We start from the raw sequence: 13,079 nt of genomic DNA on the forward strand, positions 1-13,079 counted from the left end.
GACAGCTGACTTTGGTCGCCAATGCGACCATGGGGCCGGACACATACAATACTATGTACCGGCCCCAAACTCATGCTACGGTGGACAAACCACCAGAGAACTCTTTAAATCCCTTGATTACCCACGGGATATTTGAATTGTGACATTTGCCGTGTGTGGTAGAAATGGGAAAATAACCGGGCCATTCCCCTGCTATCTTGGCTGGGGGGAGCGCGGAACCAGAACCAGGGATGCATGAATGGCCGATATTGGGTCGTATTTGAAGAAACACACCGAGGCATTGGTCAAGGACGTGGGAATCGAGGCAGCCTGCCAGATTACTGGCAAGTCCAAAGCCACATTGGGCAGGTATTATTCGGACAATGCCGAACATGCAGATCGGTTCATGCCGGTTGATGCGGTGGCCAAGCTTGAGAAATCGGCTTCGTACCCGCATGTTACCAGTGCATTGGCCGAACTGAAGAACATTCGCCTGTCTTATGATGATCGCAAGCCGAACACCCCCAAGGCCGCAGGGGGCGTCAATTCGGATGTGATCGCGCTGAGCCAGAGATTTGCCATGCTGATGAGCGAATACCAGCAGGCGATCGAGGATGGGATCATTACTGTCAACGAAGCAAAGCGCCTGTTGCGGGAAACATCGCTGCTTCAGCAGGTTCTGATCGACATGAAGCTGCATCTCGAAGAAGAAAGCGCCTGAGTTGATTTCACTCCCTTTGGCGTTCTGAATGCGGCTGGTGCGTACGCGCAGCAGTTCCTTTGCTCGTGACCATTGCGCAGGTCTGATCTGTGTCGGGATCTGAGGGCTTGTTCCGGGTGGTCGCTAGGCTGATCGAGATGAGACGGCAATTTGGCCAAAGAGGGCATCGACCCGGAACACACCGACATAATCCAACGGTCTCACAGACCGCTCTGCCCATCACACTGCACACAAAAAACCCGGCCACAACGGCCGGGTTTTTCGTTGGATTGATCACTGAGGATGCAAAGTTACCCTTGCAGGCTCTTTACTTCGACTTCGCCTTCGGCCTGAGCCTTGATCGCCAAAGCTGCTGCATTGCTGCCCGCTGCGGTGGTGAAATAGGGGATTTTGTCATACAACGCGATCGAGCGGATCGCCTTGCTGTCTTCGACCGCCTGGGCACCTTCGGTGGTGTTCATCACCAATTGAACGGCTCCATCTTTCAACATGTCGACAATGTTGGGGCGCCCCTCGTAGACCTTGTTGACCACGTCACAGGCAACACCTTGTTCGGCCAGCCACCCTTGTGTGCCGCGGGTGGCGACGAGGGTAAAGCCCTGTTCGACCAGCGTCTGTGCCGCTTCGACCATCAGCTTGCCCTTGTCGGCATCCTTGATCGACACAAAGGCACAGCCCGAAGACGGCAAGACCATCCCGGCCCCCATCTGCGCCTTGAGAAAGGCGCGGGCAAAGGAGCGATCCCACCCCATGACTTCGCCGGTCGAGCGCATTTCCGGGCCCAAAATGGTGTCGACACCGGGGAACCGGGCAAAGGGCAACACCGCTTCCTTGACCGAGAACCAGGGCATGTCCGGGTCGGCCAGGGTCATGGGATCCGCCATCGGCGTGTCCACGTCATAACCGGCGTCGGCCTCATAAGGCGGGCGCATCGGGAAGGCCGACAGTTTTTCACCGGCCATCACACGCGCGGCAATCGACGCGATTGCGCTGTCGGTGGCTTTGGCAACAAAGGGCACGGTGCGCGAAGCACGTGGGTTTACTTCGATCAGGAAGATTTCGTTATTGCCATTCTCATCCGGTTTGATTGCGAATTGGATGTTCATCAGGCCGACAACATTCAGCGCACGCGCCAATGCGTGGGTCTGAACCTTGATCTCTTCGATCACATCCTTGTCCAGCGAATAGGGGGGCAGCGAGCAGGCGCTGTCGCCCGAATGCACGCCGGCCTCTTCGATGTGCTGCATGATGCCTGCAACATGCACGTCGGTGCCGTCACAGATGGCATCCACGTCCAGCTCGACTGCGCCGGCCAGATAGCTGTCCAACAGCACGGGGCTGTCGCCTGACACCACAACCGCCTCGGCGATATAGCGTTCCAGCTGGGCCATGTCGCGCACGATTTCCATGGCGCGCCCCCCCAGAACATAAGACGGGCGGATCACCAGCGGGAAGCCGATTTCTTCTGCGATTTCGATTGCTTGCGCGTCGGTCGAGGCAATACCGTTGTGCGGCTGTTTCAGGCCCAGATCATTGACCAGCGCCTGGAAACGTTCGCGGTCTTCTGCCAGGTCGATGGCGTCCGGGGTGGTGCCCAGGATCGGAATACCTTCGGCCTCCAACGCATTGGCCAGCTTCAGCGGGGTCTGACCGCCGAATTGAACAATGACGCCATGCAGGGTGCCGTTTTCCAGTTCGGTGGACAGGATTTCCATCACATGTTCAAAGGTCAGCGGTTCGAAATACAACCGGTCCGAGGTGTCATAGTCGGTCGACACGGTTTCGGGGTTGCAGTTGATCATGATGGTTTCATAGCCCGCGTCCGTCAGCGCGTAACAGGCGTGACAGCAGCAGTAATCAAACTCGATCCCCTGACCGATCCGGTTCGGACCACCACCCAGAATGACAACTTTGTTTCGGTCGCTGGGGCGGGCTTCGCATTCCACTTCGCCCATCATCGGGGCCTCGTAGGTGGAATACATATAAGGGGTCTGGGCTTCGAATTCGGCGGCGCAGGTGTCGATACGTTTGAACACCGCGTTCACACCCAGGGTGCGACGTGCCTTGCGCACTGATTTTTCGCTCTGATCGGTCAACTTGGCCAGACGGGCATCGGTAAAGCCCATCATTTTCAACGTGCGCACAGTCGCTGCATCCGTCGGCAAGCCGTTGGAACGCACGTCTTCTTCGGTCTCGATGATTTCGCGGATCCGGGCCAGGAACCAGGGGTCGAATTTCGTGACGGCAAAGATTTCGTCGTTGCTCAGTCCGTGGCGCATCGCTTGGGCAATGGTGCGCATCCGGTCCGGGGTGGTCTGGCTGATCGCCTTGATCACCGCGGCCTTGTCAGGTGCGCCGGGGATGTCGACTTCATCAAAACCGGTCAGACCCGACTCCATCGACGCCAACGCCTTTTGCAACGATTCGTGAATGGTCCGGCCAATGGCCATGGTTTCACCCACCGATTTCATTGCGGTCGTCAGATAGGGTTCGGACCCCGGGAATTTCTCGAATGCGAATTTTGGGATCTTGGTCACGACATAGTCGATGGTCGGCTCGAACGAGGCCGGGGTGACCTTGGTGATGTCATTGTCCAGCTCGTCCAGCGTATAGCCGACGGCCAGTTTTGCGGCGATTTTGGCAATCGGAAAGCCGGTCGCCTTGGACGCCAGGGCAGAAGAGCGCGACACCCGCGGGTTCATTTCGATCACGACCATGCGGCCATCTTCGGGGTTGATCGACCATTGAACGTTCGATCCGCCGGTTTCCACCCCGATTTCACGCAGAACGGCGATCGAGCCGTTGCGCATGATCTGATATTCCTTGTCGGTCAGCGTCAGGGCCGGGGCCACGGTGATCGAATCACCGGTGTGTACACCCATGGGGTCGACGTTTTCGATGGAACAGACGATGATCGCGTTGTCCGCCTTGTCGCGGACCACTTCCATCTCGTATTCCTTCCAGCCCAGCAGGCTTTCATCCACCAGGATCTGGTTCACCGGAGAGGCGTCCATTCCGGTGCGGCAGAAGTGGATGTAATCTTCGCGGTTATAGGCCACGCCACCACCGGTGCCGCCCATGGTAAACGCAGGCCGGATGATGGCGGGCAGGCCAATCTCTTCGAGATCCTCCAGTGCGAGTTGCACCCCGGCATCCAGATCGGCGCTGCCGTCGGGTTTCTTGGGGGCGGTGACGATTGTGGCCTTGGGGTTTTCGATGCCCAGCCGGTCCATCGCTTCGCGAAAGAGTTTACGATCTTCGGCCATTTCAATGGCATCGCGGGTGGCACCGATCATTTCGACGCCGAATTTTTCCAGCACCCCCATCTCTTCGAGCGCCAGCGAGGTGTTCAGCCCGGTCTGTCCGCCCATGGTCGGCAACAGCGCGTCGGGGCGTTCCTTTTCGATGATCTTGGCGACCACCTCCGGGGTGATGGGTTCGATATAAGTGGCATCGGCCAGACCGGGGTCGGTCATGATCGTTGCGGGGTTCGAGTTCACCAGGATCACCCGGTATCCCTCTTCGCGCAGCGCCTTGCACGCCTGTGCGCCAGAGTAGTCGAATTCGCAAGCTTGCCCGATTACGATGGGACCCGCCCCAATGATCATGATCGATTGGATGTCGGTTCTCTTTGGCATGGCCAGATTCCTTCGATTTTGCGCGAGTCAGCAGGCGCCGCCCGTGCGCCCAAATTGTCCTGCGTTATAGGCACCGCGCGGAAAGGTGCAAGGGGGATCGGAAATGGAAGTGAATTTGCCGCTTTCCCCCCTTCCGAATGCGGTCAGAGACACTATACCAAAGCCCAGCGGCAAATGGGGATGCCAGATGCATATTCGTTTCGACCAGGGACCGGCCGGGCCGGGGACGTGTTTTGAACAACCGGATCAGGTGATCCGGGCGGATACGGCGGGCGATGTGCCCGCTGCGCTGGACGCAATGGATCGCGCCCGGTCCCAAGGTGCGTGGCTGGCGGGATATGCCAGTTACGAACTTGGCTATGTTTTGGAGCCCCGGCTGGTGAATCGGTTGCCACGGCAACGCCGCTTGCCGTTGTTGTGTTTCGGGGTTTATGGCGCGCCAGGTGTCAGCCCCATGGGGACAGGCGAAGCGGCTCTGGGGGCTTTGCGCCCGCGGTGGGATCAGGCCCGGTATACCCAGGCTTTTGATGTCGTGAACGCAGGTATTGGCGCTGGTGACATTTATCAGGCCAATCTGACGTTCCCGATCGAAACCGAAATCTTTGGCGACGCATCAGCGTTGTATGCCGCCCTTTGTGATCTGCAACCGGTTGGACATGGTGCCATGGTGTTGCAGGATGGCTTGCCCGATCTGTTGTCGCGCAGCCCCGAACTGTTCTTTCGCACGACGGCCGACGGCATGATCGAAACACGCCCAATGAAGGGGACACAACCCCGCAGCCCCGATCCGGTCGAAGACGCGCGTCGTCGCGACTTTCTCAGGACAGATGAAAAGAACCGCGCCGAGAACCTGATGATCGTGGACCTGCTGCGCAATGATATCAGCCGAGTGACCGAAACCGGATCGGTCAGAGTACCTGAACTGTTCAGCGTCGAAAGCTACGCCACCGTGCATCAGATGGTATCGCTGGTGCAGGCACAATTGCGCGCAGGGGCCGGGTTGGGCGACATCCTGCGCGCGCTCTATCCCTGTGGGTCAATCACGGGCGCGCCAAAGATCCGGGCCATGGAGATCCTGAACGACCTGGAACCCTGGGCCCGCGATATCTACTGCGGAACGATCGGCTGGGCGTCCCCGGATGGAAGCGCCGAATTCAACGTGGCGATCCGGACACTGATGGTCGAGGACGGGCAGGTCACGCTGAATGTCGGCGGTGGCGTTGTCTGGGACAGCACGGCACCGTCCGAATACGAGGAAGCTTTATGGAAAACCCGTTTCGCCAAAACCCCGACTTTGCCTCAGACCCGGATTTCCGCCTGATAGAAACTCTGGGCTGGCACCCGAATGGCATAGGGTTCCGGCATCTGGACCGCCATTTGGCGCGACTGCAGCGGTCGGCGCTGGCTTTGGGGCTTGCGTTTGATGGCGATGCTGTCCGAGAGGTCCTGGACACTGTCGGCGGCGTGCACGCGCTACGCTGTCGGCTGACGCTGGATGGGCAGGGACATACGGACCTGACCACTGCCGCGCTGGGCAAGACACCAGAAGACTGGTGTCTGGTCGTTGCCGAAACGCGGCTCCAATCGTGCGACCCGTGGCTGCGGCACAAAACCACGCGCCGGGCGTTGTATGAGTCCACCCGCGCCAATCTGCCTGCGGGCGTGGGCGAGGCGATCTTTGTCAATGAAAACGAAGAGGTCTGCGAAGGCACCATTACCAATATCTTTTTGACGCTGGCGAATGAAGATCGGGTGACGCCGCCGCTGGCCTGCGGCGTGTTGCCGGGAATCCTGCGCGAAACCTTGTTGGACTCCGGCGACTTTCGGGAGCAGGTGGTCACGCTGGACGATTTGCGCACAGCTCGATCCATCGCAGTTGGAAACTCGCTGCGTGGCCTGATCCCGGCCCGCTTTGCGGGCGGTCTTGGCTGATTGCACGGATCCGTCCTTCATCTGGCCGGAAATATCCCGGGGGTGAATGCGCCGCAGGCGCAGAGGGGGCTGGCCCCCTCAAATCCGGTGAAATCCAAAAAACCCGACGACCAGAGAGGGCACAGAGCTCTCTCCCCTTGACTTCCCCGGCCCGGCACGGTGTATCGGCGCGAACCGTTTTGACGCCCGAAGGGATCTGATCCATGCACGCTTATCGCAGCCATACCTGCGCCGCTCTGACCGCCGCCAATGTCGGCGAAACCGTTCGCCTGTCCGGTTGGGTCCATCGGGTCCGTGATCACGGCGGCGTTCTGTTCATCGACCTGCGCGACCATTACGGCATTACCCAGGTGTTGTGTGATGGCGACAGCCCCGCCTTTGCCGATCTGGAAAAGGTCCGCTCCGAATGGTGTATCCGCATCGACGGTACCGTCAAGGCACGCGCCGCCGATCTGGTGAACCCGAAACTGCCCACCGGCGAAATCGAAGTATACGTGCGTGAGCTGGAAGTCCTGGGGGCTTCCGAAGAGCTGCCGCTGATGGTGTTTGGCGATCAGGAATACCCCGAAGAAACCCGTCTGCGGTATCGGTATCTCGATCTGCGCCGGGAAAAGATGCAGGCCAACATGACCCTGCGTTCGGATGTGGTTGCCTCGATGCGCAAGCGCATGTGGGACCGCGAATTCCGCGAATACCAGACCCCGATCATCACCGCTTCCAGCCCCGAAGGCGCGCGTGACTTTCTGGTGCCCTCGCGTCTGCACCCGGGAAAATTCTATGCGCTGCCGCAGGCCCCGCAGCAGTTCAAACAGCTGATGATGGTGTCGGGCTTTGACAAATACTTTCAGATCGCGCCGTGTTTCCGCGACGAAGACCCGCGCGCCGACCGTTCGCCCACCGATTTCTACCAGCTTGACCTCGAAATGTCGTTTGTCACCCAGCAGGATGTATTCGACACCATCCAGCCGGTGCTGCAGGGCGTGTTCGAAGAGTTCGGCGGTGGTCGCAAGGTCGATACCGACTGGGAGCAGATCTCCTACAAGGACGCTGCCAAATGGTATGGCACCGACAAACCCGACCTGCGCAACCCGATCAAGATGCAGGATTGTTCCGAACATTTCCGTGGTTCCGGCTTTGCCATCTTTGCCAGCCTGCTGGAAAACGAAGGCACCGAAGTGCGCGCCATTCCCGCCCCAACAGGTGGATCGCGCAAATTCTGCGATCGGATGAACAAATTTGCTCAGGCAGAAGGTCTGCCCGGCATGGGCTATATCTTCTGGCGCAAGCAATCGGCAGATTCCATTGCGCAGGAACGCGGCATCACGGTCAAGGACGTCAATGCGCTGATCAAATCTGGCGAGATCGTTCTGGGCAACGAAGCGGCGGGACCGCTGGCCAAGAACATCGGTCCCGAGCGCACAGAAGCGATCCGTCAGCAGCTGGGTCTGGACGTGGGCGATGCGGCGTTTTTCCTGGGTGGCAAACCCAAAGCGTTTGAATCCGTGGCCGGGCGTGCCCGCACAGTCATTGGCGACGAATTGGGGCTTACAGATACCAATCGATTCGCCTTTGCCTGGATCGTCGATTTCCCGATCTACGAAGCGGACGAAGAAACCGGCAAGATCGATTTTGAACACAACCCGTTCTCGATGCCCCAGGGTGGCATGGACGCGCTGAACGGCAACCCACTCGACGTTCTGGGGTATCAGTATGACCTGGCCTGCAACGGGTACGAGCTGGTCAGCGGTGCGATCCGGAACCACCGTCCCGAAATCATGTTCAAGGCCTTTGAAATCGCCGGTTATGGCAAGGACGAAGTCGAAAAACGCTTTGGCGGCATGGTTAACGCGTTTCAGTTCGGCGCGCCGCCGCATGGTGGCTGTGCGGCCGGGATCGACCGCATCGTCATGCTGTTGGCCGACACGGCCAACATCCGCGAAGTCATCATGTTCCCGATGAACCAGCGCGCCGAAGACCTGATGATGTCGGCCCCTTCGGAGCCGATGACCGACCAGTTGATGGAGCTGGGCCTGCGGTTGATCCCGCAGGATTGATCTGACTGGATCAGACTGCGTTATTTTTAGACGGCCCGGCGTTTGGCGACCGGGCCGTTTTCTGTTTCAAAGCCCCAAGCGATTTTGGGCGGAAACCGGCGCGGGACGAAAGAGTGCGTCAAAAGCGTGCAGCGCCCGCGCAGTCCCGTTAGTCTGGGTGCATCGCTGGATTCGGATTGACGGAGCGGGCTGCGGATGGGTTTTTCTTTTGAACTGGCGGAAATCCGTTTTGGATGTGGTCTTTCGCCCGATCTGGCGGCACCACGATCGGCGTTGGACATTCTGGACAGATTGGCAGCCCCGGACGTGATGGCGACGCAGTTTCCGTTGGAAACATTCGACGTTTTTCGCAATCGGCAGCTGTTGCTTGAGCGGAACACACGAACCGCGCGCAAAGCCCGGAAAAACCAGAACACAGCCAAGGCCGCGCGGTTTCAGCACCAGGCGGGCAAGTTGCGCAAAAAGGCGCGGCAGGCAAAAATCGGCTGGCTTGGCCAGTCGATACTGCGCTGGACATGGACGGAACAGGGATTTCGCGAACGACTGGTGGCATTCTGGGCCGACCATTTCACCGCAATCGGCAAGGCGGGATTGTTTCGGTATGGGACACCCATTTATATCGAAGACGCAATCCGACCCCATATCCAGGGTCGCTTCAGCGATCTTTTGATTGCCGCAACGACGCATCCCATCATGCTGAATTATCTGGATCAGGACAAATCGGTGGGTCCCAGCAGTCTAGCCGCCCAGACCAATAGACGGTTAAAAGGGGTGAATGAAAACCTGGCGCGAGAGGTTCTGGAACTGCACACGCTGGGCGTTGAGGGGCCGTATGACCAATCGGACGTGCGTCAATTGGCTGAATTGTTCACCGGCCTGACACAAAACGCCAAGACAGGTTTCATATTCCGCAAGGATATGGCCGAACCAGGGGCCGAGACTGTCCTGGGCAAAGCCTATGCCGCCACTCCCGCGCTGGGTACGATCCATGATGTGCTGACCGATCTGGCCATGCATCCGGCGACAGCGCGCCACATCGCATCCAAATTGGCCGTGCATTTCGTGTCAGACACACCTGATCCTGTGCTGATTGATCACCTGACCCGTCGCTATCAGGACACGCAGGGTGATCTGATGCAGACTTATGCGGCCCTTTTGGAACATCCATCCAGCTGGGCAGACCCGTTGATGAACGTCAAACCCCCGTTTCCCTTTGTGGCATCAGCCTGCCGGGCTTTGGCGGTGTCTCCTGATCGGCTGCAAGGGGGCAGGCCGACGCGGATCACGCGTGGGATCATGGCATCTTTGGCGGTGATGGGGCAGGCTTGGTTGAAACCGGCCGGGCCAAATGGCTGGCCTGAAGAGGATGGTGCCTGGATCACGCCACAGGGTCTGGCCGCCCGGATTCGTTGGGCGATGGCCGCCCCGCCAGAGTTGAGCATGGATTTGCCGGATCCACGGCAGTTTCACCAAAATGTTCTGGGCCGCTATGCCACGGCCCAGGTGAAATTTGCGGCGCGATCTGCCGAAACCCGATCCGATGCTATTGGCCTGACGCTGATGTCCCCGGGGTTTCAGCGCCGCTAGATTGAGTCGAAGGAGTGGAATGATGCCCCAAAGGTTGTCCCGGCGCCGGTTTCTGAGCCAAACAGCTGGTTTGGGGTGTACGCTGGCCGCAAGCCCGGTGTGGACCCCTGTTACCTTTGCAGCGGCCCCTTGGGAGACACGGCTGGTGGTGATCATCCTGCGTGGGGGCATGGATGCCCTGGATGTAATACAGCCTTACGGTGATCCGGATTATGCGGCGCTGAGGCGGACGTTGAAGGGTGGACCTGAAACGGGCGCAGCCGATCTGGACGGGTTTTATGCGCTGCATCCGGCGTTGATGCCGTTGCGCCCGCTTTGGGACCGTGCCGAACTGGGATTTGTTCATGCGGTATCGACCCCTTACCGGGACAAACGCAGCCATTTTGACGGGCAGGATCTGCTAGAAGCGGGCACGGCCGGATTGGATGGTCGCACGGACGGCTGGCTGAACCGGCTGTTACAGACTGTACCCGGTGCCGGACCGCGGACGGCCTTTGCGTTGGGTCGGGACGACATGAAGCTGCTGCGTGGCCCTGCCGGGGTGTCCAACTGGTCCCCCGAAGCCAATCTGGTGATGAGCCCACAAGCCGAACGTTTGGCCGGGTTGGTCATGCAAGAGGATCCATTGTTTCATACCGCGCTGAACGAAGCGCTGGATCTGTCCCGTGCAGAGATGGGGGGCACCCGTCTGGCGGATCAGTTGGACGAGGGCATAGATGAAAAGATGGCCCCTATGACAATTCCACAGCCCCAAAAGGGCAGGATGCACCGTCAAATAGCAGCTTTTGCCGCCCGACAGTTGCGCAGGGATACACGGGTGGCGTCCTTTTCCATCAACGGTTGGGATACGCACAGCCGTCAAAAGGCGGGGCTCAGAGCGGCGTTGGGGCGGTTGGCCGAAACAATCCTGGAGGTGCAGACCGGGGTGGGGCCAGATGTTTGGAGCAAGACGGCGATTGTGGCGCTGACCGAGTTCGGCCGTACCGTGCGCGAAAATGGCACTGGCGGCACCGATCATGGCACTGGCGGGGCCATGGTGCTGGCCGGAGGTGCAATCCGTGGCGGCAGGGTGCAGGGACACTGGCCAGGGCTGAAGGAAGCAGATCTATATGCGCGGCGGGATTTGATGCCGACAGCAGATGTGCGTGCGCAGGTTGCCTGGATTCTGAGGGATGTGGCCGGTCTGGACCAAACCACCCTGGAGAACACGATATTTCCCGGGGTGGACATGGGGGCGAACCCAAAGCTGTTGCGCTGAACATCAGCCCGCGAACACCCTATGGCAAACCGGTGCCCCATCTCGTGGCTTTGGCGCGGCAGCACCCCGGATCACAGGCGGGCATTTCGGCGGTAACACCAATTGGGCAGGCTGCGCCCGGCGTGTCATTTGATCACGGACGCTCCGGTCAGTTTGCGATTGCGTCGAATTTCGCGGGCGGCGGCCCTGGCCTGAGCATAGAGCACGACAACCAGGGAAAAGATGGCCAGAACAAAGATTTCAAACATCAGATTGCCTTTCGGTGCAAAAGACGTTCCTGAACCAATCCGGCAATGCGGGCCGTATCCGAGGCCACAGGCCCCCCGTTGGCCCGGGTCCTGGCCAAACCCGCCGCTGCATCCGCCAATGACGTATCCCCGGCGCTGCGGGCAATCCCACCGACAAATTGGGCGACATAGTCCAGGACCTTGTCATCCTGCGATTCATTCAGCACATCGGCCACATGGGCCATATCATCCTGAAAGGCCAAGGGATCCGGTTCGATCTGTTCGTCGTCACACAGACGCAGCCCGGCAGGCCGGTCTTCGGCGGGAAGCCGGGTCAGGACTGCCTGTTGAAAAACGGCCAGCGAGGTGACGGGTTTGGCCAGAAAACCATCAGCACCGGCCGACATGGCCAGCGTTTCGCCCGTGTCTTCGCCAGATGTGCCCAGAATGACACCGACACGGGGCACCGATTCGGCCAGATCACGGATCAGCGACAACCCCGACCCGTCCGGGAGCCCCAGATCAATCACGATGACGGCAGGTCGATAGACCTGTAGATGCCGATACGCGGACTTCAGGCAATCAGCCCGTCGGATGCGCGCCCCGCTACGCAAACACAAAAGGCGCATCGCTTCGGATGCGTATCGGCTGTCCTCGACAACCAGAATGGTCAGCCCCAACAGTGGGCGGGTGGGCGTCGGGTGCCGATTTGGCGTTGCAAAGGGATCCAGTTCGTCCATGTCATGCCTCCTGAACACGAGGCTAGAGCGAGATGGCTAACACCGGGTTAACAGCAGGAGCATCCTCTCTGACCAGATCACGAAACCATGGGGCCGGGCGCATTGGCGCACTTGTTCCCATGGCGCATCCAGACCATAACCGGGCCAACGCAAGACATAGCGCAAGACATCAGGAGAGAGAGTATGATTGGTCGTTTGAATCACGTCGCCATTGCCGTTCCGGACCTCGAGGCCGCAGCCGCCCAATACAGCACCGCATTGGGAGCCAAGGTGGGCGCGCCCCAGGATGAACCTGACCACGGCGTGACGGTCATCTTTATTGAACTGCCAAACACCAAGATCGAACTGCTTTATCCGCTGGGCGACAACAGCCCGATCAACGGGTTCCTGGAAAAGAACCCGTCGGGCGGCATTCACCATGTCTGCTATGAGGTCGATGACATCATCGCCGCGCGCGACCACCTCAAGGAAACCGGGGCCCGGGTTCTGGGATCGGGCGAACCCAAGATCGGGGCCCACGGCAAACCGGTTCTGTTCCTGCACCCCAAGGATTTCAACGGGTGTCTGGTGGAACTGGAACAGGTTTGAAACAACTATAGACCCGGGTGGTCAGCCAGACCGCCCGGATAATTGGGAGACGCGTCATGTCCATCACATCAGGTCTGGTCCTGTTCTCTGTCATCTGGTTCCTGACCTTTCTGGTCGTGATACCCATTCGCCTGCAAACACAGGGCGACCTGGGCAAGATCGAGCCGGGAACCCATGCGGGTGCGCCCGAGCATCACCACCTGAAGAAGAAAGCCTGGATTACCACAGCCATTTCCTTTGTTCTGTGGATCGTCATTGTCGGGATCATCCTGTCGGGATGGATTACGATACGGGATTTTGACTGGCTGGGTCGGATGGACTGACGCCGGCAATCCAAACGGTTTCCAGAAAAACA

At 59.3% G+C, this 13,079-nt stretch carries 11 protein-coding genes; 8 read left to right on the top strand and 3 right to left on the bottom strand.

Features of this window, described 5'->3' with window-relative positions:
• Nucleotides 1-238 precede the first annotated feature (238 nt).
• Nucleotides 239-700 (top strand): hypothetical protein, encoded by a 462-nt coding sequence (locus tag QEZ52_RS08425; RefSeq protein ID WP_406649419.1) that lies wholly within the window; start codon nucleotides 239-241, stop codon nucleotides 698-700.
• Between the two features lie 290 nt (nucleotides 701-990).
• Here QEZ52_RS08425 and carB read toward each other — a convergent pair whose 3' ends face one another.
• Nucleotides 991-4,338, bottom strand: a complete 3,348-nt coding sequence (gene carB, locus QEZ52_RS08430; RefSeq protein ID WP_406649420.1) for a carbamoyl-phosphate synthase large subunit — start codon at nucleotides 4,336-4,338, stop codon at nucleotides 991-993.
• 187 nt (nucleotides 4,339-4,525) lie between these two features.
• Between carB and QEZ52_RS08435 the strand changes: the two genes are divergently transcribed.
• From QEZ52_RS08435 to QEZ52_RS08455, 5 genes are all read left to right on the top strand, one after another.
• Nucleotides 4,526-5,659 carry an aminodeoxychorismate synthase component I gene (locus QEZ52_RS08435; RefSeq protein ID WP_406649422.1) on the top strand — a complete coding sequence of 378 codons (1,134 nt, stop codon included), beginning with the start codon at nucleotides 4,526-4,528 and terminating at the stop codon, nucleotides 5,657-5,659.
• Nucleotides 5,602-6,270: an aminotransferase class IV family protein gene (locus QEZ52_RS08440; RefSeq protein WP_406649423.1), complete on the top strand. Its 669-nt coding sequence runs from the start codon at nucleotides 5,602-5,604 to the stop codon at nucleotides 6,268-6,270. Before QEZ52_RS08435 ends, QEZ52_RS08440 begins: the two co-directional genes overlap by 58 nt.
• Nucleotides 6,271-6,473: 203 nt before the next feature.
• On the top strand, nucleotides 6,474-8,324 hold the full coding sequence (aspS, locus tag QEZ52_RS08445; protein ID WP_406649424.1) for an aspartate--tRNA ligase: 1,851 nt from the start codon (nucleotides 6,474-6,476) through the stop codon (nucleotides 8,322-8,324).
• Between the two features lie 195 nt (nucleotides 8,325-8,519).
• On the top strand, nucleotides 8,520-9,911 hold the full coding sequence (locus QEZ52_RS08450) for a DUF1800 family protein (protein ID WP_406649425.1): 1,392 nt from the start codon (nucleotides 8,520-8,522) through the stop codon (nucleotides 9,909-9,911).
• 22 nt (nucleotides 9,912-9,933) lie between these two features.
• Nucleotides 9,934-11,169 (top strand): DUF1501 domain-containing protein, encoded by a 1,236-nt coding sequence (locus QEZ52_RS08455; RefSeq protein WP_406650386.1) that lies wholly within the window; start codon nucleotides 9,934-9,936, stop codon nucleotides 11,167-11,169.
• Nucleotides 11,170-11,294: 125 nt separating this feature from the next.
• Here QEZ52_RS08455 and QEZ52_RS08460 read toward each other — a convergent pair whose 3' ends face one another.
• Together QEZ52_RS08460 and QEZ52_RS08465 are read right to left on the bottom strand one after the other, a co-directional pair.
• Complete coding sequence (locus QEZ52_RS08460) at nucleotides 11,295-11,417, bottom strand: hypothetical protein (RefSeq protein WP_406649426.1); 123 nt, start codon at nucleotides 11,415-11,417, stop codon at nucleotides 11,295-11,297.
• Complete coding sequence (locus tag QEZ52_RS08465; protein ID WP_406649427.1) at nucleotides 11,417-12,136, bottom strand: response regulator; 720 nt, start codon at nucleotides 12,134-12,136, stop codon at nucleotides 11,417-11,419. The genes QEZ52_RS08460 and QEZ52_RS08465 overlap by 1 nt, the downstream gene beginning before the upstream one ends.
• Before the next feature lie 183 nt (nucleotides 12,137-12,319).
• On the opposite strand from QEZ52_RS08465, the gene mce reads away from it, so the two are divergent.
• Nucleotides 12,320-12,724 (top strand): methylmalonyl-CoA epimerase, encoded by a 405-nt coding sequence (gene mce / locus QEZ52_RS08470; protein WP_406649428.1) that lies wholly within the window; start codon nucleotides 12,320-12,322, stop codon nucleotides 12,722-12,724.
• A 56-nt stretch (nucleotides 12,725-12,780) separates the two neighbouring features.
• Complete coding sequence (locus QEZ52_RS08475) at nucleotides 12,781-13,047, top strand: DUF1467 family protein (protein WP_406649429.1); 267 nt, start codon at nucleotides 12,781-12,783, stop codon at nucleotides 13,045-13,047.
• The last annotated feature ends 32 nt before the right edge of the window (nucleotides 13,048-13,079 follow it).

It is taken from the genome of Aliisedimentitalea scapharcae (assembly GCF_045277565.1).
In the GTDB taxonomy this organism is placed as follows: domain Bacteria; phylum Pseudomonadota; class Alphaproteobacteria; order Rhodobacterales; family Rhodobacteraceae; genus Aliisedimentitalea; species Aliisedimentitalea scapharcae.

Coding starts and splice junctions, on each gene's coding strand:
- QEZ52_RS08475 (WP_406649429.1), top strand. CDS start 12,781: ATGTCCATCACATCAGGTCTGGTCCTGTTCTCTGTCATCTGGTTCCTG.
- QEZ52_RS08455 (WP_406650386.1), top strand. CDS start 9,934: ATGCCCCAAAGGTTGTCCCGGCGCCGGTTTCTGAGCCAAACAGCTGGT.
- mce (WP_406649428.1), top strand. CDS start 12,320: ATGATTGGTCGTTTGAATCACGTCGCCATTGCCGTTCCGGACCTCGAG.
- QEZ52_RS08460 (WP_406649426.1), bottom strand. CDS start 11,417: ATGTTTGAAATCTTTGTTCTGGCCATCTTTTCCCTGGTTGTCGTGCTC.
- carB (WP_406649420.1), bottom strand. CDS start 4,338: ATGCCAAAGAGAACCGACATCCAATCGATCATGATCATTGGGGCGGGT.
- QEZ52_RS08465 (WP_406649427.1), bottom strand. CDS start 12,136: ATGGACGAACTGGATCCCTTTGCAACGCCAAATCGGCACCCGACGCCC.
- QEZ52_RS08440 (WP_406649423.1), top strand. CDS start 5,602: ATGGAAAACCCGTTTCGCCAAAACCCCGACTTTGCCTCAGACCCGGAT.
- QEZ52_RS08450 (WP_406649425.1), top strand. CDS start 8,520: ATGGGTTTTTCTTTTGAACTGGCGGAAATCCGTTTTGGATGTGGTCTT.
- QEZ52_RS08425 (WP_406649419.1), top strand. CDS start 239: ATGGCCGATATTGGGTCGTATTTGAAGAAACACACCGAGGCATTGGTC.
- aspS (WP_406649424.1), top strand. CDS start 6,474: ATGCACGCTTATCGCAGCCATACCTGCGCCGCTCTGACCGCCGCCAAT.
- QEZ52_RS08435 (WP_406649422.1), top strand. CDS start 4,526: ATGCATATTCGTTTCGACCAGGGACCGGCCGGGCCGGGGACGTGTTTT.